The sequence below is a fragment of the Gammaproteobacteria bacterium genome (genome assembly GCA_015709695.1).
GTDB lineage: Bacteria > Pseudomonadota > Gammaproteobacteria > Steroidobacterales.
The window spans coordinates 2,627,360-2,651,133 of record CP054183.1 but is presented as its reverse complement, the minus strand read 5'-3'; the positions used below and the strand labels follow the sequence as shown (position 1 = coordinate 2,651,133).

Below are 23,774 nucleotides of genomic sequence, written 5' to 3'. Positions count from 1 at the left end.
AATCCATCCAGTGAACATGCAGGCGATGGGTACGGCGCAGACCAGTATTCGATCCAATAGATTATCGAGGCAGTTTTATTGCATTTGTCAGATCTGCTCCGGCCGGCCACAATGCCCTGGCGATGGCGGCAGGACCGCCATGACCCAGGCAAACCATCCGCATCACGGCCTCCGGCCGCGACCATGACCAGGAGCAAGACGATGGGCAAGAAACTGACCACCAACGCCGGTTGCCCGGTAAGCGACAACCAGAACGTGCTGACTGCCGGTCGGCGCGGTCCGCAGCTGCTGCAGGACGTGTGGTTCCTCGAGAAGCTGGCGCATTTCGACAGGGAGGTGATCCCGGAGCGGCGCATGCATGCCAAGGGCTCGGGTGCCTACGGCACGTTCACCGTGACCCATGACATCACCCGGTTCACGAAGGCGAAGATCTTTTCCCGGGTCGGCAAGAAAACCGAGCTGTTCGCGCGCTTCACCACCGTGGCGGGCGAGAGGGGCGCGGCGGATGCCGAGCGCGACATCCGCGGCTTCGCCGTGAAGTTCTACACCGAGGAGGGCAACTGGGACCTCGTCGGCAACAACACGCCGGTGTTCTTCCTGCGGGACCCGCTGAAGTTCCCTGATCTGAACCATGCGGTAAAGCGTGATCCGCGCACCAACCTGCGCAGCGCGAAGAACAACTGGGACTTCTGGACCTCGCTCCCCGAGGCCCTGCACCAGGTCACCATCGTCATGAGCGACCGGGGCATCCCGGCCACCTATCGCCACATGCATGGCTTCGGCAGCCACACCTTCAGCTTCATCAACGCGAAGAACGAGCGCCACTGGGTCAAGTTCCACCTCACGAGCCAGCAGGGCATCCGCAACCTCACCGACGCCGAGGCGGAAGCCCTGGTCGGCAAGGACCGGGAGAGCCACCAGCGCGATCTCTACGAGAGCCTCGAGAAGGGCGATTTCCCGAAGTGGACGCTGAAGGTGCAGGTCATGCCCGAGGCCGATGCGGCGAAGGTCGCCTACAACCCCTTCGACCTGACCAAGGTCTGGCCACACAAGGACTACCCGCTGATCGAGGTCGGCGTCATGGAGCTGAACCGCAACCCGGAGAACTTCTTCGCGGAAGTCGAGCAGTCCGCGTTCAACCCCGCGAACATCGTGCCCGGCATCGGCTTCTCACCGGACAGGATGCTGCAGGGGCGGCTGTTTTCCTACGGGGATGCGCAGCGCTACCGGCTCGGCGTGAATCATCACCTGATCCCGGTCAATGCCCCGCGCTGCCCGGTGCACAGCTACCACCGCGACGGCGCCATGCGGGTGGACGGCAACCACGGCGGTACGCCGGGCTACGAGCCGAACAGCTACGGGGAGTGGCAGGAGCAGCCGGACTTCCGTGAGCCACCGCTGTCGCTGGATGGTGCGGCGGACCACTGGAACCATCGCGAGGATGCCGACTACTACTCGCAGCCCGGTGCCCTGTTTCGCCTCATGACCGCTGCCCAGAAGCAGGCGCTGTTCGACAACACCGCCCGCTCCATCGGCGAGGCGCCACGGGAGATCCAGCTCCGGCACATCCGCCACTGCCTGCAGGCCGACCGTGCCTATGGCGAGGGCGTGGCCAGGGCACTGGGTATCTCGCCGAACGAGCTAAAGTAGGAGAGTTCCGGCGGGCTTCGCGAGGACCACCATGACAAGGCTGCACCAGTTCTTCCTCGGTATCTCGATCACCGCGCTGGCGGCCTGCGGTGGTGGCGAAGTGCCGGCACCGGGCAACTCAGCGGCGTCGCCGGCTTCGACGGCGACGCCGCCAGCCGCTCCGGCCAGTGCGGATGGCATCACCGCGCGTGCGTTCCTGGAGCAGGCGCTTGCCGAGGCACGGGCCTGGCAGCCCGATGCGGAGCTGGTGGGTGTCTCCACCAGCCTTGCCGACGGGCCGCGCAACACCTTCTGGTTCTACGACGTGCAATCGCCCGGCCAGGGCCGGTGCACGCGCATCCGGGCGCTGGAGAACGGCGATGTCGAGAACGTGGGCACCGGTGGTGCCTGCGTGCTGATGAAGCCGGTATCGGCGGGTTTCGTGGACAGTCCCGCGGCCTGGCAGGCGGCCCGGGCCGCCGGTTTTGCCGGCGGAGATTCAGTGCAGCTCAGCCTGCGCTACCAGCGCGATGCGGCACTGCCCGAGCCGCAGCCATGCTGGGTCCTGTGGTCCGATGCCGATGGCGGGGGGCAGGCAGGGCTGATCCGCGGCTGGTGCGTGGACCCGGCAAGCGGCCAGTTCGTGGTGCGCCTGTCGGGGCAGGGACGTCCCGATCCGCTGCAGTGAAGCGTCAGGGTGATCGCGTGGCCCGGACTGATGGTCCATGGCTATGATGCGAGAGTCACATCCCTGAAGGGCAAGCCACCATGATGACGCCAACACGCCCCAGTCCGGTTCGGGCGCTCTGCCTCGCCTCGGGCCTCGTCCTGTCGGTCCTCGCGCTGTCGGTACGGGCCGACGACCATTCGGCGCACCAGCAGCACGGCGACGCCCATGCCATGAGCGCCGAAGACCTGGCAACCCTGCGCAGCAAGGTGCCGCTCTACCGCACGTTCACGGACCAGCAGATCAACGAGAGCATGGGCCGCATGCGTGACGTCGAGGATTACCTGAGCCCGCCCGGCCTGCGAGGTGAAGTGGGCGTGCTCGCCCTCGGCCACGGCTACGGCGACCAGGGTGATGCGCAGTTCGAGGCCGGTTTCGCCGACGTCGCGAAGACCATGCCGACGGCGGCCGCCCTCGGCATGGCCATGATGGGTTCGGTACACATGCAGCGCGCGGTGGATGCGCTCGAGGCCGCGGGGGCGAAGACCATCGTCGTGGTGCCGACCGAGATCGGCCAGCGCACCGACCTGACGCGGCAATGGCTCTACATCCTCGGCCTCGAGGAGCACTCGGCCTATCTCGACGTGCCCCGCCTGAAGACGAAGGCGCGGCTGGTCATGGCGGCCGGGCCGACTGCCAGCAGCGTGGTCAGCGACATCCTCGCCGCGAACCTGCGCACCATCAGCCGCGATCCCGCCCATGAAGTGGCCGTGATCATCGCCCACGGGCCGGCAGACGAGCAGGAGAACGCGGCGGAGCTGGCCGACCTTGAGCAGCACGCCGCCACGGTCCGCAAGGCGCTGGGCCTGGCCGGTGCCTGGGCCGCCACCCTGCAGGACGATGCGCCCGCGGCCATGCGCGAGGCCAACGTCAAGCGCGTGCGCGACCACATCGCCGCGGAAACCGCCGCCGGCCGGCGCGTGCTGGTGACGCCGCTGCTCATCACCGGCCGCGGCTATGTGTCGAAGAAGATCCACAAGGATCTCGAGGGGCTCAAGATCGAGATGGTGGATGTCGGCCTGACCGAGAGCCCGCTGTTCGCGAAGTGGGTGGCTACGACGGTGGAAGCGGCCCTGGCCGGGAAGGGGAACTGACCAGCCACTCGACGACCGCCGTCCCGGCCAGCATCGACCCTGCGAACAGCGCGGCCGGCTGGGCCGTGCCTGCCCCGTACGGCGCCCCCAGGGCCTCGGGAGCATGGCAGGCAGATGACTGACAATATATATAAATGATTGATGAATATTCGGAAACAATACCTGTCTATTTAAATGTCCATTACTGTTGATATACCGGTTGCCGCTTCAGGATGAACTCCCGGTCGCGATGCTGCCCGACCGGAAACAGGTACTCGCCGACCGGCTGGAAACCGTAGCGGGCGTACAGCCGCTGGGCACCGAAGTTTTCCGACCAGACACCGATATACAGCGGCTCGTGGCCTGCGGCTTCCAGCCACGCCAGAGCGGTTTCGAGGAGCCGCGTCCCCAGGCCGCGGCGCTGGTATCCGGCGCGCAGGTAGAGCTGGCGCAGTTCCCCGGCCAGCGGCTCGCGGCCGGCGGCTGGCAGCTTGCAGGGTCCGGCGACCGCGTAGCCGGCCGCACAGCCCGCGGCGCCGACGGCGATCCAGGTGGCGAGCGCGGGATCCGCCAGCGTCCGCTGCCAGGCTTCGGGCGCATGCGCCGTGCCGAGGAAAGCAGCCAGGTCTTCCGGCCGGTAAAGGTGCCCGAAGGTTTCTACGAAGCAGGCGCGCCCAGCCTGCGCCAGCAGATCGCGGTCGGCAGGGGTCGCTCGACGCAGCTCGATGAACGCGGACTCGTTCGTCATGTCGGGCAATTCCAGGCAGGGGGCGGCTGTCTGCCGCAGGGCTGCTTAATTGTCATATCAACATGACGTTTGTATGATCCGGCGACTGCTGCCCGCCAACAGCCGCCGAGGTCACCAGCCACCATGACGGACTCCACCCGCTCCGCGCGCCTCGGTCCCATAGAACTCGTGCCCGGCATCACGCGTGGCAATGTGCTGGTCAAGCTCTGGGCCGCCTTCGTCGGCATCGGTGCGCTCTCCGGCATCTCCATACTGCAGAGCTACATCCTCAACGTACACATGCATGTGCCGCGTGCCGAGCAGGGCACCCTGTCCGGTGATCTCGCCTTCTGGACCGAGATCATCGGCCTGCTGCTGTTCGTGCCCTTCGGCGTTGCCGCCGACCGCCTCGGGCGCCGCGCGGTGCTGACCTTCGGCTTCGTGATGGTCGGGATCGGCTGGGGCCTGTACCCCTTCGCCGAGAACCCCGGCGAGCTGCTCGCGTTCCGCATGGTCTATGCCATCGGTGCGCCGGCGGTGGCCGGGGCGCTGGCGACGCTGGTCAACGACTACCCGGTGGATGGGTCTCGCGGCATGTTGATCGGCATCACCAGCGTCTGCAATACGCTGGGCACCATATTCGCCAGCAAGTTCGTGGGCAGCATTCCGGATTTTCTCCACCAGCGCGGTATCGATGCGATCACGGGTGGCAAGGTCATGTTCCTCACCGGCTCGGTCGTGTGCCTGCTGACCGCGGTGCTGGCCGCGCGCGGGCTGGCACCCGGGCTGCCTGCGGGACGCCAGCGGCGGCCGCCGGTCGGCGAGCTGGTGCGCTCGGTGCTCGGCGCCATGCGCAACCCGCGCATTTCGCTGGCCTATGCCGGTGCGCTGGTGGCCCGTTCGGACGTGGTGATCAAGGGCTTGTTCCTCGGCCTCTGGGCCATCCAGGCGGGGCGGCACGAGGGACTCTCCCCCGCCCGCGCCATGGCGCAGTTCGGGACGATGATCGTGATCATGTATGGCGTGTCGCTGGTGTCGGCGCCGGTCTTCGGCTGGGTCATCGACCGGGTGAACCGCGTGACGGCGCTGATCATCGCGCTGGCCACTGCATCGGTCGGCTACCTGTCCATGCCGCTCCTCACCTCGCCGCTGCACCTGGAGATGGCGCCGTTGCTGGTGCTGCTGACGCTCGGCACCAGCTTCATGGTGAAGGCCACGCTGTCGCTCCTGGGCCAGGAGGCACCGGTGGCCGAGCGGGGCAGCATCATCGCCGGCAGCAGCTTCTGCGGTGCGCTGGGGATTCTGGTGTTCACCGCGGTGGGCGGGCGTGTCTTCGACAGCTGGGGGCCCTGGGCACCGTTCGTGCTGGCCGGGGCCTACCAGGCCGTGCTTCTGGTGGTTGCCATTGCCGTGCGCTGGTTTGCCCCGGGTCCCGCATCACCCCATGCGCGCCGGCTGATGGCAGCGAAGGCGCGCGCCTAGCGCCCCGGGCCCAGCGTCAGCCAGCCGGCCTGAAGCCAGTCGCGGAGCAGGGTGAGGCAGGCCGCTGGCGCGGCGGCGAGCTGTCGTCCGTCGAGGCGCCGGCGATCGGCCAGTTGCCTCAGGCTGGCCGGTACGCCACCCGGCGCAGCTGGAACGAACTCCCCATTGATGCCGACTCCCGTGCGACCGGTCAGCAGGCGGCTGCGCGGGTCGAGCAGGACGCCGCGGCGCCGGGCGGCGCGCGCGAAGGCAGCCGGCGCCGGTATCCGCGGTGGCCGTCGGAAGACGATGTGGTCCTTGGGTTCGGAGAGGTACTCGAGCAGGAAGCGCTCGGTGTCCGCGCGCCGCGGGCGGTGGCGTGACAGGGCGGCGTGCACGCGCGCGACCATGGCGGGTGGCAGCGCACCCGGGCGTGTCGTGGGCCGCAGTCCGGGATCGGCATAGCGGCCGGGGAGCTCGTTGCGGCTGGCGAAATCCGCGAACCAGGGATCGAGCAGCTCCTGAAAAGTGGGCGTGCGATAGCCCACCGACAGCGTGATGCTCTCGCCCACGGCAATGCCGTCGTGGGCGACTCCCGGCGGCAGGTAGAGCAGGTCACCCGGCCCGAGCAGCCATTCCTGCTCGGGCTGGAAATGTGCCAGCAGCCGCAGCGGGCGTCCCGGCTGCAGGCGGGGATCGCGCGCCCTGCCGATGCGCCAGCGGCGAAAGCCCGCGGCCTGCACCAGGAAGACATCGTAGTTGTCCACGTGAGGCCCGACCCCGCCGCCATCGCTGGCGTAGCTCGCCATCAGGTCGTCCAGCCTGGCGTCGGGGACGAAGCGAAAGCGCGCGAGGAACCGGTGCGCCGCCTGGTCGAGCCCGTCGAGGCCCTGCACCAGCAACGTCCAGTGCTTCTGGCGCAACGGTGGCAGGGCGCGTCGCGGGATCGGCCCGTGGCGCAGTGTCCAGTCCTGTCCACGGCGCACGATGAGGCGTGACTCGACCTCGTCGCGAGCCGCGAGGGCGAACAGCTGCCTGCGGTCCACCGCTGGGGGTGTCAGGGCATTGCGGACCAGCAGCGGCCGGCGCTGCCAATGTTCACGCATGAAGCGGCTGACGCTCATGGCGCCGAGATGGGTGAGCGTGCGATCCATGCGGCGATTATAGGGAAGCAGGTAGCATGGACAGCCGCGGCAGGGCATGACGGGACAGGTGGATGCGCGACCAGCAGCAGGACGACGGGCAACAGCCGGCAACCGGGCCGGGCAGGGGCATCCTCCATGCACCCTGGGAGCGGGCCTTCGAGCGGGTCCTGAGTCCTTTCGAGGAGTTCATCCGCAGCCAGACGAGCGGCGGTCTCCTGCTGTTCGCCGCCACGGTGGCAGCCCTGGTCCTCGCCAACAGCAGCCTGGCCGAGGCGTACTGGCAGCTGGTGCGGCTGCCGGTCAGCATCGGCATCGGCAGCTGGCGCCTGGAGATGTCCCTGCACCACTGGATCAACGATGGCCTGATGGCGTTCTTCTTCTTCGTCGTCGGCCTGGAGCTCAAGCGCGAGCTGCTGGTGGGCGAGCTGGCGGAGCCACGCCAGGCCGCCCTGCCAGTGGCGGCCGCACTGGGTGGCATGGTGGTGCCGGCGCTGGTCTTCCTCGGCTTCAACGCCGGTGGCGATGCCGTGCACGGTTGGGGGATACCCATGGCCACCGACATCGCCTTCGCCGCCGGGGCGCTGGTGATGCTGGCCGGGCGGGTGCCCAGGGGACTGATCATGTTCCTGGTGGCCCTGGCGATCGTCGATGACCTGGGCGCGGTGGCGGTGATCGCCCTGTTCTACACGGGCGAGCTGGTCCTCCCGTGGCTGGCCGGCGCCGTGGCCGTGGTCGCCGCTCTGGTGGTGCTGAACCTGGCGGGAGTGCGTCGCGTGCTGCCGTATTTCCTGCTGGCCGTGGCCCTGTGGTTCACCATGCTGCAGTCAGGCGTGCATGCGACGCTGGCGGGCGTGATCGGTGCCTTCACCGTGCCGGCGCGGCCCAGGTACGACGCGGCGTGGTTCAGCGCCCAGCTGCGCCGCTTGACCGAGCGCTTCGACGCCAGCCGCGCGCCTGGCGCGGGCATCCTGGCCAACGAGGAGATGCACGCGGCGGTGCAGGCCCTGGAGAACGGGGCGGTGGCCGTCCAGGCGCCGCTGCAGCGGCTGGAACACGCCTGGCATCTGCCCGTGGCGTTCGGCGTGATCCCGCTGTTTGCGCTGTTCAATGCCGGCATTCGCCTGGACCCCGGTACCCTGGGCGAAATCTTCCGCCAGCCGGTGGCCCTCGGCGTCACCGTCGGCCTGGTGCTCGGCAAGTTCGTCGGCGTGACCGGCGCGAGCTGGCTGGCGCTGCGCCTGGGCCTGGCGCAGCTGCCGGCGCAGACGCGCATGGCGCAGATCGCTGCCGTCGGCCTGCTGGCCGGCATCGGCTTCACCATGTCGATCTTCATCGCCGAGCTGGCCTACATGGAGCAACCGGCATACCTGCTGCTGGCGAAGACCGGCATCATCGCTGCCTCGCTCATCGCCGGCCTGGGTGGCATGAGCTGGTTGTGGCTGCTGGGATCAGCCACCCGCGCCGGGCAGCGCTGAGGGCACCAGGCCCAGCCGGGCGAGGGCCTGCCCGGCCAGCGCCAGGTTGGAGGTGACCACGGGCACGCCGACCGACGCGCGGATCGCCGCCAGCGCCGGCAGGGTCGCCATGCCGGTACCGGACATCAGCAACGCATCCGCGCGCAGGTCACCGGCCGCGCGGGCCGCGGCCAGTGCGTCGGCGCTGGTGAGCTCGTAGATGCTGCGGGTGTCGCCGGGCCGCGCGATGGCGACGGGGTGGCAGCTGCTGACCTCGAACCCACGGCTGCGCCACCAGTCCGCCGCGGCGTCGATGAGCCACCGGGGATAGGGCGCGAGCAGCGCAATGCGCGTGGCACGCAGCTGGTGCAACCGCTCCTCCAGGGCTTCCGTTGCGGTCAGCACCGGGTAGCCGAAGCGCTGCGCGGCATGGTCCACTCGTTCGCGCTCGCGGGCATGGCCCAGCAGGTACGAAGAGCCGGTGCAGGCGAAGCAGAACAGGTCCAGCGCCAGGCCGCCGTAGGCCGCCAGGTAATCGTCCAGGTGCTCGAGGTACTCCACCAGGCGCTCGCGGGCATCGGCCCGGCTGCTCACCAGGCGCGTGGTGAGGAACTCCACCCGGGCCGGCAGCAACTGGCGGAACTCGGCCTCCACGGTAGGGTTGGCCTGCGGCGTGCCGACACCGATGCGGCCGGCCGTGCCGTAGTCGCGCCTGCTGGCATCCGCTTGCATCAACGTGGCCTCACTGGATGGTGGCTGCCCGGCGCAGGCCGGCGATCATGGAGGATGCCAGCAGGTGCGCGCGGGCCGCATCGCGATCCGCGGCAATGGCCTGCAGGCGCGCGAGTTCCGCGCGACGCCAGGCGGGATCGGCATTGCGCATGCGATGGCGGTTGCGGTCTGCCTGGCGGAGGATCTCGTCGGCCGCCACCGGGCGGCGCTGGCGATCATAGAGTGCCAGCAGGTCCTCGCTGCCGCCTTCGAATACGCCGGCGAGCTTTTCGGCGAGGCTGAAGGCATCGTGGATGCCGCAGTTCATGCCCATGCCCCCGGAAGGGCTGTTGACGTGTGCGGCATCGCCCGCCAGCAGCACGCGGCCGGAATGGTAGGTCGGCACGATGCGCTGGTGCACGCGGTAGGGGCGATGCTCCAGCACCTCGTAACGGCCCGTCTGCGGCACGATCCGTTGCAGCTTCGCCTCGATGCGCGCCGGGTCGTCCATGCGCCAGGGTTCGGCCTGCGGGTCCTCGTCCGGATCCGGGTAGAGGCTGACTCGCCAGCAGTCCGGCAGGCGCAGCAGCGCGTAGTTGCTGTCGCCGATCCAGACATAGTTGACCCGGGAAAGTCCGGGCAGGTGGTTCTCGAACGGAAAGGTGGTGGTGGCGAGCACCGTGGTTTCCGGGTAGGTCAGCCCCTCGAAGGGCAGCGCCAGCAGGCGCCGCAGCGTGCTGCCGGCACCGTCGGCGGCGACCACGTAGCGGGCCCGCAGAGCATCGCGGCCACCCGGGTGGGTGACGGAAAGGCTCACCGCATCGTCCAGCCGGACCATGCCCTTGACCTCGGCACCAAAGCTGACGCGGATGCGGGGTTCGGCGCGCACGGCGTCCAGCGCCAGGCGGCAGAATGCCGCCTGCTCGAACTGCACCCGGTAGGGGTGGCGCGTGTCGCCGGCGAGTACGCCGAGGTCGAAGACCGCGCGTTCGTGGGTCTCGTGCTGGCGTATCTGCCAGGTCGGAGCCCGCAGGCCACCCTGCAGGATGGCGCCGGTGAGCCCGAGGTCCTCGAGCATCTCCAGTGTCGGCGGGTGGAATGTCGAGGCGCGCAGGTCGGCGGGCAGCTGGCGCTCGCGCTCCAGCAACACCGTGCTGATGCCGCGGCGGGCGAGGCAGAGCGCGGTGCACAGGCCGACCGGGCCCGCGCCCACCACCACCACCGGAACTGCCGCCTGCGCGCTCATGGTGGCGTGAGGCTAGCGCAGCAGCAGTTCCGGCAGCCAGAGGGCGATGGCCGGAAAGGCGAGCAGCAGCAGCGCCAGCAGCAGGTTGCAGCCGAGGTACGGCAGGGCGGCACGCACGACATCGCCGAAGCGGGTGCCGGGCGGCGAGACGCCGAGCATGACGAACAGCAGCAGGCCGAATGGCGGCGTCGTCAGGCTCATCTCCAGGGCCAGCAGCACCAGCAGGCCGAACCAGACCGGGTCGATGCCGAGCGCCTTCACCAGCGGGAAGAAGATCGGGATCGTCAGCAGCATGATCGAGATCTGGTCGAGGAAGCAGCCGAGAACCAGCACCGCCGTGAACATCAGGGCGAGCTTCAGCAGGGCGCCGCCTTCGAGCGCCAGTGCCCAGTCCACGGCCACGCGGCTGAGTCCCGAGAAGGCCATGAGCTGGCTGAACACCGAGGCGGCGATGATCAGCACGAACACCATGCCGGTGACGATCACGGTATCCCGCAGCGCCGCGTTGATGGCGCCGATGCCCAGGCAGCCCTGTGCCGCGGCGATGAGCACCACTGCCAGCACGCCGAAGGCAGCCGCCTCGGACGGGGTGGCGATGCCGATGACGATGAGCCCCACCACGGCGAACAGCACCAGACCGAGGGGCAACACGTTGGTGACCAGCAGTCGCAGCCGGCGGCCAGCCGGTACGGCTGCAACCTCGTAGACCGGGGCCAGGCCGGGGTTGACCCGCAGCTGCAGCCAGATGCTGGCGCAGTACAGGGCGGCCAGCATCATCCCGGGCAGCAGGCCGGCGATCAGCAGCGCGCCGATGTTGATGCCGGCAAGGCTGCCCAGCAGCACCGCCAGCGACGAGGGCGGGATCAGCATGGCCAGGCCGCCTGTGCCCACCACCGGGCCGATGGCCATGCGCGGCGCGTAGCCGCGGCGAATCATCTCCGGGACCATCAGCGAGCCGAGCATCGCGGTGTTGGCGAGGGTCGAGCCGGTGAGGGTGGAGAACGCCGTGCTGCCCGCGACCGTCAGGTAGCAGAGCCGACCGGGGATGCGCCCGAAGAAGGTATCCAGCGCATCGAAGACCCGCACCGCCAGGCCACTGTGGAACAGCAGGCTGCCCATCATCACGAACAGCGGCACCGCCACCAGCGTGAACGAGGTGATCAGGCTGACCGAGTTGTCCACCGCCTGCAGCAGGCCGGCAAAGCCGTGCATGAGCAGCCAGGCGCCGAGCAGGTTGGCGCCGAGGAAGGCGAACAGTACCGGCACGCCCAGCGCCATCAGCACCAGCACCGTGGCGAAGACCAGGGCTCCGGACTCGACCGGGCTCACAGGCTGCCCTGCCCGGAAGCCGGGCGTGCCAGGTTTTCGCCGCGCCAGAGCAGGCGCAGGAGCTCCGTGGCCGTGAGCAGGAAGCCGGCCGCCAGCGGCGCGAACAGCCAGGCCCGTGGTACGTCCAGCGAGCGGACGTCGATCTCGCCCCGGCGTGTGGCTTCCACGGCCAGCATCGTCGCCAGCAGCGCCACCAGCAGCGAGAGCGCCGTGGAGAAGACCAGGATGCAGCGGTCGACCCAGCGGCGCAGCCGCGGCGGGAAGCGCTCGTGGAGCAGCTCGATGACGATATGGCCGCGCTCGCGCACCAGTGCCGGCGCCACCGCCATGGTGGTGTAGAGCAGGGCGTACTCGGTCAGGGCCACCGTGGATCGCGGCGGATGCAGGCCGAGGTTGCGCGCGATGACATCCCAGGCGATGAGCAGGCAGACCGCAGCCATGATGAGCCCGGCCGCCCGGACCAGGCCGTCCACCAGCGCGTCGTAGGCGCGAACGATGCGGTTCACCGCGCTGGCATTGCCGGGCTCTCCGGCCAGAACAGCGGCCGCAGGCGTGCGGCCGAGGCGGGTGCGCGCGCCGCCAGCCGCTGCCAGACGGTCTCGAAGGCCAGGTCGCTGAAGGCCGCCACCCGCTCCGGTGCGACGCTTACGCTCTTCAGGCCATCGGCTGCAAGCTGCCGCTGCTCGCCGGCCTGCAACGCGAGGAAGCGTTCGCGGTTGCCGTGCTCGTAGCGGATGGCTTCGGCCTCCAGCAGCGCGCGGGCCGCCGGCGCCAGGCGGTTCCAGGTGTCGAGGTTCACCTGCAGGCAGACCGAGAGCTGCAGCACCGGTGGATCGATGCGGTAGTGGATGAACTGCCCGACGCCCAGGTCCGGCAGGCCGATGGTGGTGAAGGCGATGCCATCCACCATGCCGCGTTCCAGGGCCGTGTAGATCTCGCTCACCGGGATCTGCACGGCGCGGGCGCCCAGCGCGTCGAGCATCTCGCGGTTGGATGGCGAGGTGCGGATGGCAAGGCCGGTGAGGTCCGGCAGGCCGTCGGCACGAAAGCGCGGCACCGTGCGCAGGTAGAACTGCGCGCCCATGCCGGCCTGCACCCAGCCGACCAGGTGGGCATTGATGCGCTCGCGCCAGTAAGGCTGCAGGGCGTCGAGCGCGCCACTGGCCCGGGCGCGGTCCGGGTCCAGGGTGGAGGCGAACAGGGCGTCGCCTTCGGGCAGCACGCCGCGGTAGTAGGTCATGCCGCCGAAGGCCATGTCGATGACGCCGCGGCGCAGGGCATACAGGAGCTGCTGCTCGGGCACGGCCTCGGGCCCGCCGAGGAAGCGGATCTGCACCAGGCCTTGCCCGGCGCGGTTCACGGCCTCGACGTAGCGGAGGAAGTCGGCGGTGAAGTTCTGCCGCTGGCTCCAGGCACTGGCCAGCGTGAGTGTGACTTCACCGGCCCGGGTGCCCAGGCTCCACAGGCCGAGGGTCAGCAGCAGGATGGCGGCGCGGGCGATGGCCATGGCGGGCGATGATAACCCGCGGCGCAACGGCAGCGCGCCCGCGCTGCCGGGCGCGCTGCCGCCGTGGTGCCTACTGCTTCGGGTTGATCTCGAGCAGCTCCACCTCGAAGTTGAGGGTGGAACCGGGCGGGATGGGACCGCCGGTGTTGCGGTCGCCATAGGCCAGCGTCGCCGGGCACACCAGCTGCGCCTTTTCGCCGACCTGCATGCGTTGCACGCCCTCGGTCCAGCAGGGGATGACCTGGTTCAGCGTGAACTCCGCGGGCTGGCCGCGCTGCAGGGAGCTGTCGAAGACCGTGCCGTCGGGAAGCGTGCCCTGGTAGTGCACCTTGACCTTGTCGGTTGCCTGCGGGTGCGCGCCACCCTTGCCCGGGGTGATGGTGCGGAATACCAGGCCCGAGTCGGTCTTCACGGCGCCCTGCTGGGAGGCGGCGCTGGCGAGGAACTCTTCGCCCGTCTTCCTGGCATCGGCCGCACCGGCGGCGATGCGTGCCTGCGCGAGTTCGCGGAACTTCGTCTCGTACTCCTCGATCTTCACTGCCGGCTCCTTGCCCGAGACAGTGTCGCCGAAGGCATTGCGGAACACTTCCAGTTCCTCGGCGGACAGGCGCAGCTGCTTGTTCTGCTCTGCCATCTGCTGGCCGATGGCGGCGCCATAGGCGTAGATCGCCTTCTGGTCTTCCGTCATGGCGGACGCCTTCGGTGCCTCCGGCGGCTTCTGCTGGCAGGCTGCGGTGAGCGACACCAGGCCGAGGAGGAGGAAACTGGCTGACTTGAGGTGCTTCATGGATTTGGCCCCGTGGAAAAAAGGCCCGGAGCGGCTGCGCCACTCCGGGCCGAACCCAACGGGCCACGCGCGCGGCGTGGCCCGGCATTCGTCATGTGAAAGGCTGCCTGGCCTAGTTGACCATGCCCTTGAGCGCCTTCAGCGGCAGCGCGCGGACCTTCTTCGAGGCGGGCTTCGCCTTGAAGACCATCTTCTCGCCGGTGAAGGGATTCGTGCCCTCGCGTTCCTTGGTCGCGGGCTTCTTGATGACCTTGAGCTTGAGCAGGCCCGGCATGGTGAACAGGCCGTTGCTGCGCAGGCTCTTCTTGATCACGCCGTTGAGCGAGTCGAACACCGAGGACACCTGCTTGCGGGAGAGCTTCGTGTCCTTCGCGATCGCGTTGAGGATATCCGACTTGGTCGGTGCGCCACCCTTTTTCGCCATTTTTTCAATACTCCGTGAGAGTGTAGAGATGTAGTCCCGGGAGCGAAGTATAAACGCGCTCGTGCAACATCCAAGAGAATATTTTCGCCGGGCAAGGGCGTTTGAGCCTGCATTTACAGCCTTTTCGTGAAAGCTGACCATTGGCATGTACGCGCCTGAAAGGCCACGGCTTCTGTCTCGTGCATCCTGCGGTATGATCCGGCCATGTTCTCGCTCTTGATCCTGGTCATGGCGGCAGCAGGCTTCCTGGCCTGCCTTTGGGCCTTCGGCGAGTGGCGGCGGAGTCGCTCGGTCATCCTGCTGTTCAACGTCCTGGTGCTGGCGGCGGCAGTGCTCCATGCGCTGATCGCCGGTACCGGCCGCTGGGCCGGCCCGGGCGCGGACCTGCGGGGCCTCTACGTCCTGCCCCTGCTGGTGGCGACGGTGGCCCTGCCGGCGGCGCTCTTCACCTTCGCCACCATCAGCCGTGGCAGCGGCTTCGCCTGGGCCCGGATCGACTGGGGGCACGGCGGGGTCTGCCTGCTGGCGGTGGCCCTGCTGATCTACAGCCTGCCGGGGATCTTCGTCATCCCGACGCTGGCTCCGGCATGCTGGCAGGACGTGGTCTGGTACCTGCCGTCGGTGCCCCCGCCGCTGTTCTGCCCGGATGCGGCCCCCGAACTCCTGCTGCCGCCACGCCTGCCGGTGGTGCCTGCCATCGTGCTCGCCGCCTACCTGGGCCTCGGTGCCGGTCTGTGGTACCGGCAGGACTGGCCCTGGCTGCTCGCCGGCATGGGTGTCGGCACGGCGCTCCTGCTCCTGCCGCTGACCTGGGGTCCGCTGCCGCGTTTCGCCGGCGAATTGCTCTGCGCCGCGGCCATGGCGCTGGCCGCGGTCCGCTACGTGCGCAGCCAGCCACCCCCGGCCGCGCCGGCCGGCGACGGGCCCGCCGGCTAGCCGCGCGGCTGCGGGCATCATCGCCGCTGCCATGGCCGACTGGCGCGTCTACATGCTCGAGTGTGCCGACGGCAGCCTTTACACCGGCATTGCCCGGGACGTTGCCGCCCGCCTCGCCGCGCACAACAGCGGGCGCGGCGCGCGCTACACGCGCAGCCGGTTGCCGGTGCGACTGGTGCATGTGGAGGCGGCGGCGGACCGCGGTGCCGCGCTCCGGCGCGAGTACGCCATCAAGCAGCTGGCCACCACCGACAAACACGCCCTCCTCGGGCGCCCGATGAAAGGGGAACCGTGATGCCGTCCGTCCTGCAAGCCATCCTCGCCTTCCTGGTCGCCAGCCTGCTGCCCGCCCTGGTGTCGGCCGCCGACAAGCCCGACGAGGGGCCGTACACCGTGATCCAGGCCGGCGAGCTGCTGGCGGTACCGGGCACGCCCGCGAAGCGCAACCAGACTCTGGTGATCCGCGGCCGCAAGCTGCTTGCCGTGCGCGATGGGCTCCTCGGGGCCGAGGCCGTCGGCAATGCCGGCGATGCGGCCGTGGAGGTGATCGACTTGCGGGACCGCTTCGTCATGCCGGGCCTGATGGATGCCCACGCGCACCTGATGTGGTCTGGCGGTGATCATCCGCCGAAGAAGGCCGACAAGATGACGGAGGCGGACCTGACCCTCTGGACCCTGCGCAACGCCCGCGTGACGCTGATGTCGGGCTTCACCACCGTGCGCGAGCAGGCATCCGGGCCGCATCCGGTATTCGCGGTACGCGACTGGATCAACGCCGGCAAGTTCCTCGGGCCGCGCATCCTGGCGGCCGGCAATCCCGTCACCGCCCCGGGTGGTCATGGCGACATGACGAAGGAGGACCTCAGCCCGCTGGACATCGATGCCTCCAGCCTGTGCAGCGGCGTGGAGAGCTGCCGCCATGCGGTGCGCATGCAGCACAAGCTCGGCTCCAACGTCATCAAGATGATGGCGACCGGCGGGTTCGCCGACAACACCGGTATCGACCAGCGCTTCTTCTTCGACGAGATGCAGGCCATCGTCGAGACGGCGCACCAGCTCGGCATGATCGTCGGCACCCATGCCTACGCCACCCAGGCCGTGGCCGACGCGGTGCGTGCCGGCGTGGATTCCGTGGAGCATGGCTTCGGTGCCGATGACGCCACGCTGAAGCTCATGAAGCAGAAGGGCATCTACCTGGTGCCGACGCTCTCGGTGGCGCAGTCCGGGCCGATCCGGGAGTACCGCGAGCAGGGCCACGCCTTCGAGCGCGCGCTGAAGTTCGGCACGCCCATCGCTTTCGGCACCGATGACGGCGGCATACCGCACCGCCTCGCCGCGAAGGAGTTCGGCTACATGGTCAGGGCCGGCATGACCCCGGCCGCGGCGCTGCAGGCCGCCACCGTGAACACGGCACGCCTGTTCCGCATCGACCAGGAAGCCGGCACGCTGGAAGCCGGAAAGCTGGCCGACATCGTCGCCGTGAAGGGCAGTCCGCTGGATGACGTCGCCGTGCTCGAGAAGATCGACTTCGTCATGAAGGCCGGCCGGGTCGCCAAGCGGGACGGCAAGGCGCTCGATATCGTCGTCGAGTGAGGCGGCCCGCCACGCGGCTGGCACTGGCGCTCGGCCTGGCGCTGCTGGCCGCGTCCCCGGGCGCCATCGGTGCCGCGGCGGCAGGGTCCGCTTCCCGTATCGAGCGCCGCGTGCTGTATTACGAGATCACCGGCAGTACGGCCGCCGGGCTGCGTGCCGCGCTCGACCAGGCCGGCCCGGTCGATGATGCCGGCCGGCGCTGGGATGGCTACACCGCCTGGCACCTGCGCTGGCAGCCGCTGACCAGGATGAGCGACGGTGCCTGCGTGCTGGAGCACGTCGAGGCACTGCTGTGGATCGACGTGACGCTGCCCCGCTGGCAACCACCGGCGGACGCGGATCCCGGCCTGGAGCGCCAGTGGCGCCGCTACCTCGGCGCGCTGCAGGCCCACGAGGCGGGGCACGAGAAGATCGTGCGCGACGCCGCGGCGGCCTTGCGCAAGGCCATCGAACGCCTGCGCGAGGCCCCGGATTGCGACAGCTTCCGGCGCGCGGCCGATGCCGCGGCGGACCGCGTGCTCGCCCGCTTCCGCGCCAGGGAGCAGGAGTACGACCGCCGCAGCCGCCACGGTGCCCGCCAGGGCGCGCACTTTCCCTGATCTTTCCGCCGGGTGCGGCATGTGGTCGCAGCGGGCGGCCGGTGACGGCCACGCGTCGTAGTATCCCGCTGCATCACGGATCTGCGACAGCGAGGTGCCTCATGCTTTCACGCATCCTGGTTTTGCTGGCCGGCGCCCTTTTCGCCGCACCGACGGTTCTTGCCGAAGACGCGGCGCCCGCCCCCGCCCATGTGCCCACGGTGCTGGTGACCGGAGCCAATCGCGGCATTGGCCTGGAACTCGTCCGCCAGTATGCGGCACGGGGCGCGCGCGTCATCGCCACGGCCCGTGACCCCGCCCATGCCGACGAGCTGAAGGCGCTCGCCGCGTCCAATCCGCGGGTCAGCGTCGAGCAGCTGGACGTCACGGACCTGGCGCAGATCCGCGCGCTGGCGGCGAAGCTTGCGCAGACTCCCATCGACATCCTGATCAACAACGCCGGCGTCAACGGCGGCATGCAGAACCAGATGTTCGGCAAGATGGACTACGCGGTCTTCGAGGACGTGCTGCGCGTCAACACGATCGCGCCGCTGGCGATCAGCGAGGCCTTCATGCCCAGCATCCTCGCGGGCCACGACAAGCGCATCGTCGCCATCTCCAGCAGCGAGGGCTCGGTCGGCCTGGTGAGCGGCCCGCGCCTGTACTTCATGCGCGCCAGCAAGGCAGCGCTGAACATGGAGATGCGTACCCTGGCGTTCCAGCTCAAGCCGAAGGGTGTCAGTGTCGCCATCCTCAATCCGGGCATGGTCGATACCGACTTCATGAAGGGTCTGCCGAAGAACATGCTGCGACCGGTGGGGGATGCCGCGCGCGACCTCATCCGCAACATCGACGGCATGACCATCGACAACACCGGGTCGTTCATCAACTACGACGGGGCGGTGCTGCCCTGGTGAGCTGAGGCGTCTTGCGGCAGGGCCGGCCTACTGCTGGCCCCTGTCGAGCCGTCGCAGGAACACCGTCATCTCCTTCTCCGCCTGCCGGTCGCCCTTGCGGGCTGCCGCGGCGAGCCCCTGTTCCCAGGCCTGCCTTGCCTGTGCGGCATCACCCTGTGCCGCATGGGCCTTGCCGAGCAGTTTCCAGGCGGCGGAGTAGCCGGGATCCTGGGCAACGGCCCGCTGCAGGTGCGACACGGCTGTCCCGGGGTCGCCGGCATTGAGGTACTCGCTGCCGAGGGAAAAGCGCAGCAGGGCGTTGTCCTGGCCCCTGGCCAGCAGCGCCTCCAGGGCGGCTGCGCGGCCCATGGCGGTCAGCGCCGCCAGAAGGCCGGGGAGATCAGCACGAAGAGCGTGAAGATCTCCAGCCTGCCGAGCAGCATCGCCAGCACGCACACCCACTTGTCCGCATCATGCATGGTGGCGAAATTCGCCGCGATGGCCCCGAGCCCCGGGCCGACGTTGTTGAGGCAGGTGGCGATGGCGGAGAAGGCAGTGACCTGGTCGACGCCGGTGGCGAGCAGCACCAGCATCATGGCGCCGAACAGCACCACGTAGATGGCGAAGAAGCCCCACACGGCATCCACCACCCGCTGCGGCACCACGGTTTCGCCGAGCCTGACGGGGATCTCGGCAGCCGGATGCACCAGCCGCACCACCTCGCGCGCGCCCTGGCGGTAGAGGAGCAGCCAGCGGATGACCTTCATGCCGCCGGCCGTCGAGCCGCCGCAGCCGCCGATGAACATCGACAGCACCAGCAGCACCGGCAGGGCCCCGGGCCAGGCGGTGATGTCGCCCGTGCCGAAGCCGGTACTGGTCATGAACGAAACCACATGGAAGACGCCCTGCAACCCGGCTTCCTGCAGGCTGACGTAGTGTCCGCTGAGGAACAGGTAGGCGACGACGAACACGGAGATCGCCGCAAGGATCACCAGGTAGGCCCTGAACTCCGGATCGCGGCCGTAGTTGCGCAGGCTGCGTGATTGCCAGACCAGGAAGTGCAGCGCGAAATTGGCGCCGGCCAGCACCATGAACACCACGGCGATGATGTCGATCAGCGGGCTGCCGAAGTAGCCGAGGCTGGCGTCGTGCGTGGAGAAGCCGCCGGTCGCCATGGTGGCGAAGCTGTGGCAGACCGCGTCGAAGAACGACATGCCGGCGGCCCAGTACGCCAGCGTGCAGGCAATGGTCAGCCCCAGGTACACGTACCAGAGCGCCTTGGCGGTCTCGGTGATGCGCGGCGTGAGCTTGGTGTCCTTGATCGCGCCCGGGGTCTCGGCGCGATAGAGCTGGAAACCGCCGACTCCCAGCATCGGCAGCACGGCCACGGCGAGCACCACCACGCCCATGCCGCCCAGCCAGTGCAGCTGCGCACGGTAGTAGAGGATCGCCGGCGGCAGCCGGTCGAGACCGGTCAGCACGGTGGCGCCGGTGGTGGTGACGCCCGAGACCGCCTCGAACACCGCGTCGGTGAGCGACATGGACGGCTGGTCGGCAAACAGCAGCGGGGCACCGCCGAACAGGCCGAGCAGCGTCCAGAAGCCGGCCACCACGAGGAAGCCGTCACGCGAGCGCAGCTCGCGGCTTTCCCGGCGCACCGGGGCCCAGACCAGCAGGCCGGTCAGCAGCGTCACCAGGAAGCCGGAGACGAAGGCCGCGGCGGAGCCGTCGCGGTACCAGGCGGAGATGAACACCGGCGGCAGCATGGTGGTGCTGAAGAGCATCAGCAGCAGCCCGAGGATCTGCTGGATGTTTCTGAGCCGCATGGTGCGAATCGCGTCAGCGGAAGCGGCCGGGCAGCTGGAACAGCCGCGCAACCTGATCCACCTGGCGCCGGTCGGTGAGGAACATGATGATGTGGTCGTCGGTGCGGATCAGCGTGTCATGGTGTGCTTCCATGACCTTGTCCTCGCGGACGATGACGTTCATGGTCGTGCCGGGCGGCAGCGCCACCTGTTCGACGGTGCGGCCCACCACCCGCGAGATCTCCGCATTGCCGTGGGCCACGGCCTCGATCGCCTCCGCGCGACCCCGGCGCAGCGAGTGCACCTTCACCATGTCGCCCTTGCGGGCCAGGGCCAGCAGCGAGCCGATGGTGATCTGCTGCGGCGAAATCGCCACGTCGACCCGGCCGGTCTCCACCATCCCGGCGTAGGCGGGGCGGTTGACCAGCGCCATGACCTTCCTGCAACCGAGCTGCTTGGCCAGCATGGCGGAGAGGATGTTGGCTTCATCGGCGTTGGTCACGGCGACGAAGACGTCGGCCGTGTCGATGTTCTCCTCCAGCAGCAGCTCCTCGTCGGCGGCATCGCCGTGCAGGACGATGGCCTTGGCCAGGCGCTCGGAGATGCGCTGCGCCCGCTCGCGGTCGCGCTCGATGACCTTGACGTTGTTGGTCTGCTCCAGGGCCGAGGCGAGCCGCAGGCCGATGTTGCCGCCACCGGCGATCACCACCCGGCGCACCGGCGGCTCGAGCTTGCGCATCTCGGCCATGACGGTGCGGATGTCGTTGCGCCCGGCGATGAAGAACACCTCGTCGTTCTCGCGGATCAGCGTCTCGCCATCGGTGGGCACGCTCTGGCCGGCGCGGTAGACCGCGGCAATGCGCACCTCCACGTTGGGTATGTGGGCCTTCAGATTGCGGATGCGCTGGTTCACCAGCAGCCCGTCGCGGCGCGCACGCACGCCGACCAGGCGCACGCGGCCGTCGGCGAAGTCCAGCACCTGGAAGGAACCCGGATAATGGATCAGCTGCTGGATGTGCTGGGTGACCAGCTGCTCGGGGCTGATGCGCATGTCGATCGGGATCGCCTCGGGGCTGAACAGGTTCGGCGTGGCGATGTATTCCGCGGAGCGCACGCGCGCGATCTTGGTGCCGATGTGGAACAGCGTGTGGGCGACGCTGCAGGCGACCATGTTCACCTCGTCGCTGCTGGTCAGGGCGATGATCATGTCGGCGTCGGCGGCGCCAGCGCGCTCGAGGGTGGCCGGATAGGCCGCGTGGCCGACGACGGTGCGCACGTCGAGACGGTCCTGCAGGTCGCGCAGCACCGTGGCGTTGTGATCGACGATGGTGACCTCGTTGGCTTCCTGCCGGGCGAGCTGGAACGCAGCCGTCGAGCCCACCTGCCCGGCGCCAAGGATGATGATCTTCATGGGGTGCCGGTGTTGCGGTTTCGGAAGACTGTCATGCGATGAGGTGCCGTTGCCCGAGATCCGATCCGGTCCGGCGCCGGCCGTCCGGCCAGGTTCTTTGCCGAAACCGCAACACCGGCACCACGACGCAAGCTTACATCAGCTCGAGGTTGGCATAGGACATGACGAGCCACTTGGCGCCGCCGTTCTCGAAGTTGACCTGGACCCGGGCATGGGCTCCGGATCCCTCGCAGTTGAGCACGATTCCCTCGCCGAACCGGCCATGGCGCACCCGCTGGCCGAGCCGGACGGGCTGCTCGGGATCGTGGACCAGCCCGCCGGATTCCATGGGCCGGCGATAGACCGGTCGCGAGACGCGGATGCGTGGCCGCACCTCTTCGAGGAGTTCGGCCGGAATCTCGCCGATGAACCGCGAGGGCTGGCCGATGCTGTCCACGCCGTGCAGGCGCCGCTGCTCGGCGTAGGTGAGGTAGAGCTCGCTCATGGCGCGGGTGGTGCCGACGTAGCAAAGGCGCCGCTCTTCCTCCAGGCCCTGCGGATCCTCGAGCGTGCGCCGGTGCGGGAACAGGCCGTCCTCCATGCCGGCGATGAACACCAGCGGAAACTCCAGCCCCTTGGCGGAGTGCAGGGTCATGAGCTGCACGCAATCGTCCCAGTCCCCGCCCTCGGCCTCGCCAGCCTCCAGCGCGGCATGGGCGAGGAAGGCATCCAGCGGCGCCATGTCGGCAGCGCCAGCCTCGCTGTCGCCGGCGTCCACGGCATCGAAGCTGCGCGCGGCGCTGACCAGCTCCTCGAGGTTCTCGAGGCGCGCCTCGGCCCGGTCGCGCACCTCCTTGCGGAAGTGCTCCACCAGGCCACTGCGCTGCACCACGTGGTCCACCTGCTCGTGCAGCGGCAGGCCGGCGGTATCGCGGGCCATGGCGTCCACGAGCGCGAGGAACTCGTGCACGGCCTTCGCGGCGCGTGCCGGCAGGGCGCCACCGGCGGCGGTCTGTGCCGAGCGCCACATGGGCATGGCGTTGGCACGGGCGTAGCCGCGGATCTCGTCCACGGTGCGCGTGCCGATGCCGCGCGCGGGCAGGTTGACTACCCGTTCGAATGACGGATCGTCGTCGCGGTTGGCGAGCAGGCGCAGGTAGGCCAGCGCATCCTTGATCTCGGCGCGCTCGAAGAACCGCAGGCCGCCGTATACCCGGTAGGGCATGCCGGCGTGCATCAGCGCCTCCTCGAAGGCGCGGGACTGGGCGTTGGAGCGATAGAGGACGGCCACCTCCGAGCGCCGGTGGCCGCGGGCGACCCAGTCGCGGATGCGCTCGATGATGAACTGCGCTTCCTCGCGCTCGTTGAAGGCGCCGAAGAGGCGGATGGGCGTGCCCTCGCCGCTCTCGGTCCAGAGCTGCTTGCCGATGCGCCCGCTGTTGTGGGCGATCAGGGCATTGGCGGCCCTGAGGATGGTGCCGGTGGAGCGGTAGTTCTGCTCCAGCTTGACCACGCGCGCCCCGGGGAAATCCTGGCGGAAGCGCGCCAGGTGCTCGGTGCGCGCGCCACGCCAGCGGTAGATGGACTGGTCATCGTCGCCGACGGCGAAGGGCAGGCCCGTGTCGCCGGCCAGCAGCCGGAGCCAGGCGTACTGGATGGCATTGGTGTCCTGGAACTCGTCCACCAGCACGTGCCGGAAGCGGCGCCGGTAGGTGGCGAGCAGATCGGGGTTGCGGGCCCAGAGCTCCTGGGCGCGCAGCAGCAGCTCCGCGAAGTCGACGAGGCCCGAGCGCTCGCAGGTCTCCTGGTAGAGACGGTACAGGTGGATGAGCTGGCGGCGCGTGACGTCGCCTTCGTCGCGCAGGTCGTCGGGCCGCCGGCCCTCGTCCTTCTGGTTGTTGATGAACCACTGGACCTCGCGCGGCACCCAGGTGCTCTCGTCCAGTTCCAGGCCCTTGAGCAGGCGGCGGATCAGCCGCTGCTGGTCCTCGGCATCGAGGATCTGGAAGCCCTGGACCAGGTTCGCCTCGCGCCAGTGCCGCCGCAGCAGGCGGTGGGCCAGGCCGTGGAAGGTACCGACCCAGAGCTGGTCCACCGGGATGCCGAGCAGCGTCTCGATGCGGCTGCGCATCTCGGCGGCCGCCTTGTTGGTGAAGGTCACCGCGAGGATGCCGTAGGGCGAGACGTTCTCGACCTGGATCAGCCAGGCGATGCGGTGCACCAGGACGCGGGTCTTGCCGCTGCCGGCACCGGCCACCACCAGCACGGGGCCCGGCGGCGCGGTGACGGCGTCGCGCTGCGCGTCATTGAGCGGCGCAAGAATGCGGGTGACATCCATCCCGCCATTCTAGCGAGT

23 protein-coding genes are annotated in these 23,774 nt (G+C 69.2%); 10 read left to right on the top strand and 13 right to left on the bottom strand.

Going from position 1 to position 23,774, the window contains the following annotated elements; genetic code table 11:
* Positions 1 to 201 precede the first annotated feature (201 nt).
* The 3 genes from HRU81_12270 (at position 202) to HRU81_12260 (ending at position 3,450) form a co-directional block, all read left to right on the top strand.
* Complete coding sequence (locus HRU81_12270) at positions 202 to 1,650, top strand: catalase (protein QOJ32823.1); 1,449 nt, start codon at positions 202 to 204, stop codon at positions 1,648 to 1,650.
* 31 nt (positions 1,651 to 1,681) lie between these two features.
* The gene (locus HRU81_12265; protein QOJ32822.1) at positions 1,682 to 2,317 is read left to right on the top strand and encodes a hypothetical protein; all 636 of its coding nucleotides are present in this window, start codon (positions 1,682 to 1,684) and stop codon (positions 2,315 to 2,317) included.
* 80 nt (positions 2,318 to 2,397) lie between these two features.
* Positions 2,398 to 3,450 (top strand): hypothetical protein, encoded by a 1,053-nt coding sequence (locus HRU81_12260; protein QOJ32821.1) that lies wholly within the window; start codon positions 2,398 to 2,400, stop codon positions 3,448 to 3,450.
* Positions 3,451 to 3,631: 181 nt separating this feature from the next.
* On the opposite strand, the gene HRU81_12255 is transcribed toward HRU81_12260, so the two are convergent.
* Positions 3,632 to 4,177, bottom strand: a complete 546-nt coding sequence (locus HRU81_12255) for a GNAT family N-acetyltransferase (GenBank protein ID QOJ32820.1) — start codon at positions 4,175 to 4,177, stop codon at positions 3,632 to 3,634.
* A 123-nt stretch (positions 4,178 to 4,300) separates the two neighbouring features.
* Between HRU81_12255 and HRU81_12250 the strand changes: the two genes are divergently transcribed.
* Positions 4,301 to 5,638 (top strand): MFS transporter, encoded by a 1,338-nt coding sequence (locus tag HRU81_12250; protein ID QOJ32819.1) that lies wholly within the window; start codon positions 4,301 to 4,303, stop codon positions 5,636 to 5,638.
* Here HRU81_12250 and HRU81_12245 read toward each other — a convergent pair.
* Positions 5,635 to 6,723, bottom strand: a complete 1,089-nt coding sequence (locus HRU81_12245; protein QOJ33400.1) for a cupin domain-containing protein — start codon at positions 6,721 to 6,723, stop codon at positions 5,635 to 5,637. The genes HRU81_12250 and HRU81_12245 overlap by 4 nt on opposite strands.
* 110 nt (positions 6,724 to 6,833) lie before the next feature.
* Here HRU81_12245 and nhaA point away from each other — a divergent pair, with 110 nt between their 5' ends.
* Entirely contained in the window at positions 6,834 to 8,237 is a 1,404-nt protein-coding gene (gene nhaA / locus HRU81_12240) for a Na+/H+ antiporter NhaA (GenBank protein ID QOJ32818.1), read from the top strand.
* Here nhaA and HRU81_12235 read toward each other — a convergent pair.
* From HRU81_12235 to HRU81_12205, 7 genes are all read right to left on the bottom strand, one after another.
* On the bottom strand, positions 8,211 to 8,948 hold the full coding sequence (locus tag HRU81_12235) for a hypothetical protein (protein ID QOJ32817.1): 738 nt from the start codon (positions 8,946 to 8,948) through the stop codon (positions 8,211 to 8,213). The two genes, nhaA and HRU81_12235, sit on opposite strands and share 27 nt — an antisense overlap.
* A 10-nt stretch (positions 8,949 to 8,958) precedes the next feature.
* The gene (locus HRU81_12230; protein ID QOJ32816.1) at positions 8,959 to 10,173 is read right to left on the bottom strand and encodes an FAD-dependent monooxygenase; all 1,215 of its coding nucleotides are present in this window, start codon (positions 10,171 to 10,173) and stop codon (positions 8,959 to 8,961) included.
* Between the two features lie 12 nt (positions 10,174 to 10,185).
* Positions 10,186 to 11,502, bottom strand: coding sequence for a TRAP transporter large permease (locus tag HRU81_12225; GenBank protein ID QOJ32815.1), 1,317 nt, complete (start codon positions 11,500 to 11,502; stop codon positions 10,186 to 10,188).
* Positions 11,499 to 12,008, bottom strand: coding sequence for a TRAP transporter small permease (locus HRU81_12220; protein QOJ32814.1), 510 nt, complete (start codon positions 12,006 to 12,008; stop codon positions 11,499 to 11,501). Before HRU81_12220 ends, HRU81_12225 begins: the two co-directional genes overlap by 4 nt.
* Complete coding sequence (gene dctP, locus HRU81_12215; GenBank protein ID QOJ32813.1) at positions 12,005 to 13,009, bottom strand: TRAP transporter substrate-binding protein DctP; 1,005 nt, start codon at positions 13,007 to 13,009, stop codon at positions 12,005 to 12,007. The genes HRU81_12220 and dctP overlap by 4 nt, the downstream gene beginning before the upstream one ends.
* Before the next feature lie 70 nt (positions 13,010 to 13,079).
* A complete protein-coding gene (locus HRU81_12210; protein ID QOJ32812.1) occupies positions 13,080 to 13,796 on the bottom strand; it encodes an FKBP-type peptidyl-prolyl cis-trans isomerase in 717 nt (238 codons plus the stop codon).
* Positions 13,797 to 13,908: 112 nt separating this feature from the next.
* Entirely contained in the window at positions 13,909 to 14,220 is a 312-nt protein-coding gene (locus HRU81_12205; protein ID QOJ32811.1) for an HU family DNA-binding protein, read from the bottom strand.
* Between the two features lie 204 nt (positions 14,221 to 14,424).
* On the opposite strand from HRU81_12205, the gene HRU81_12200 reads away from it, so the two are divergent.
* The 5 genes from HRU81_12200 (at position 14,425) to HRU81_12180 (ending at position 18,244) form a co-directional block, all read left to right on the top strand.
* On the top strand, positions 14,425 to 15,156 hold the full coding sequence (locus HRU81_12200; GenBank protein ID QOJ32810.1) for a hypothetical protein: 732 nt from the start codon (positions 14,425 to 14,427) through the stop codon (positions 15,154 to 15,156).
* A gap of 31 nt (positions 15,157 to 15,187) precedes the next feature.
* Complete coding sequence (locus HRU81_12195; protein ID QOJ32809.1) at positions 15,188 to 15,451, top strand: GIY-YIG nuclease family protein; 264 nt, start codon at positions 15,188 to 15,190, stop codon at positions 15,449 to 15,451.
* Positions 15,451 to 16,749, top strand: a complete 1,299-nt coding sequence (locus HRU81_12190; GenBank protein ID QOJ32808.1) for an amidohydrolase family protein — start codon at positions 15,451 to 15,453, stop codon at positions 16,747 to 16,749. The genes HRU81_12195 and HRU81_12190 overlap by 1 nt, the downstream gene beginning before the upstream one ends.
* Complete coding sequence (locus HRU81_12185; GenBank protein QOJ32807.1) at positions 16,746 to 17,348, top strand: DUF922 domain-containing protein; 603 nt, start codon at positions 16,746 to 16,748, stop codon at positions 17,346 to 17,348. Before HRU81_12190 ends, HRU81_12185 begins: the two co-directional genes overlap by 4 nt.
* Positions 17,349 to 17,539: 191 nt before the next feature.
* Positions 17,540 to 18,244, top strand: a complete 705-nt coding sequence (locus HRU81_12180; protein QOJ33399.1) for an SDR family oxidoreductase — start codon at positions 17,540 to 17,542, stop codon at positions 18,242 to 18,244.
* Positions 18,245 to 18,271: 27 nt separating this feature from the next.
* Here HRU81_12180 and HRU81_12175 read toward each other — a convergent pair whose 3' ends face one another.
* From HRU81_12175 to uvrD, 4 genes are all read right to left on the bottom strand, one after another.
* The gene (locus HRU81_12175) at positions 18,272 to 18,592 is read right to left on the bottom strand and encodes a tetratricopeptide repeat protein (GenBank protein QOJ32806.1); all 321 of its coding nucleotides are present in this window, start codon (positions 18,590 to 18,592) and stop codon (positions 18,272 to 18,274) included.
* Positions 18,593 to 18,597: 5 nt separating this feature from the next.
* Complete coding sequence (locus HRU81_12170) at positions 18,598 to 20,049, bottom strand: potassium transporter (GenBank protein ID QOJ32805.1); 1,452 nt, start codon at positions 20,047 to 20,049, stop codon at positions 18,598 to 18,600.
* Between the two features lie 13 nt (positions 20,050 to 20,062).
* Entirely contained in the window at positions 20,063 to 21,439 is a 1,377-nt protein-coding gene (gene trkA / locus HRU81_12165) for a Trk system potassium transporter TrkA (protein QOJ32804.1), read from the bottom strand.
* 133 nt (positions 21,440 to 21,572) lie between these two features.
* On the bottom strand, positions 21,573 to 23,756 hold the full coding sequence (gene uvrD / locus HRU81_12160; GenBank protein ID QOJ32803.1) for a DNA helicase II: 2,184 nt from the start codon (positions 23,754 to 23,756) through the stop codon (positions 21,573 to 21,575).
* Positions 23,757 to 23,774 lie beyond the last annotated feature (18 nt).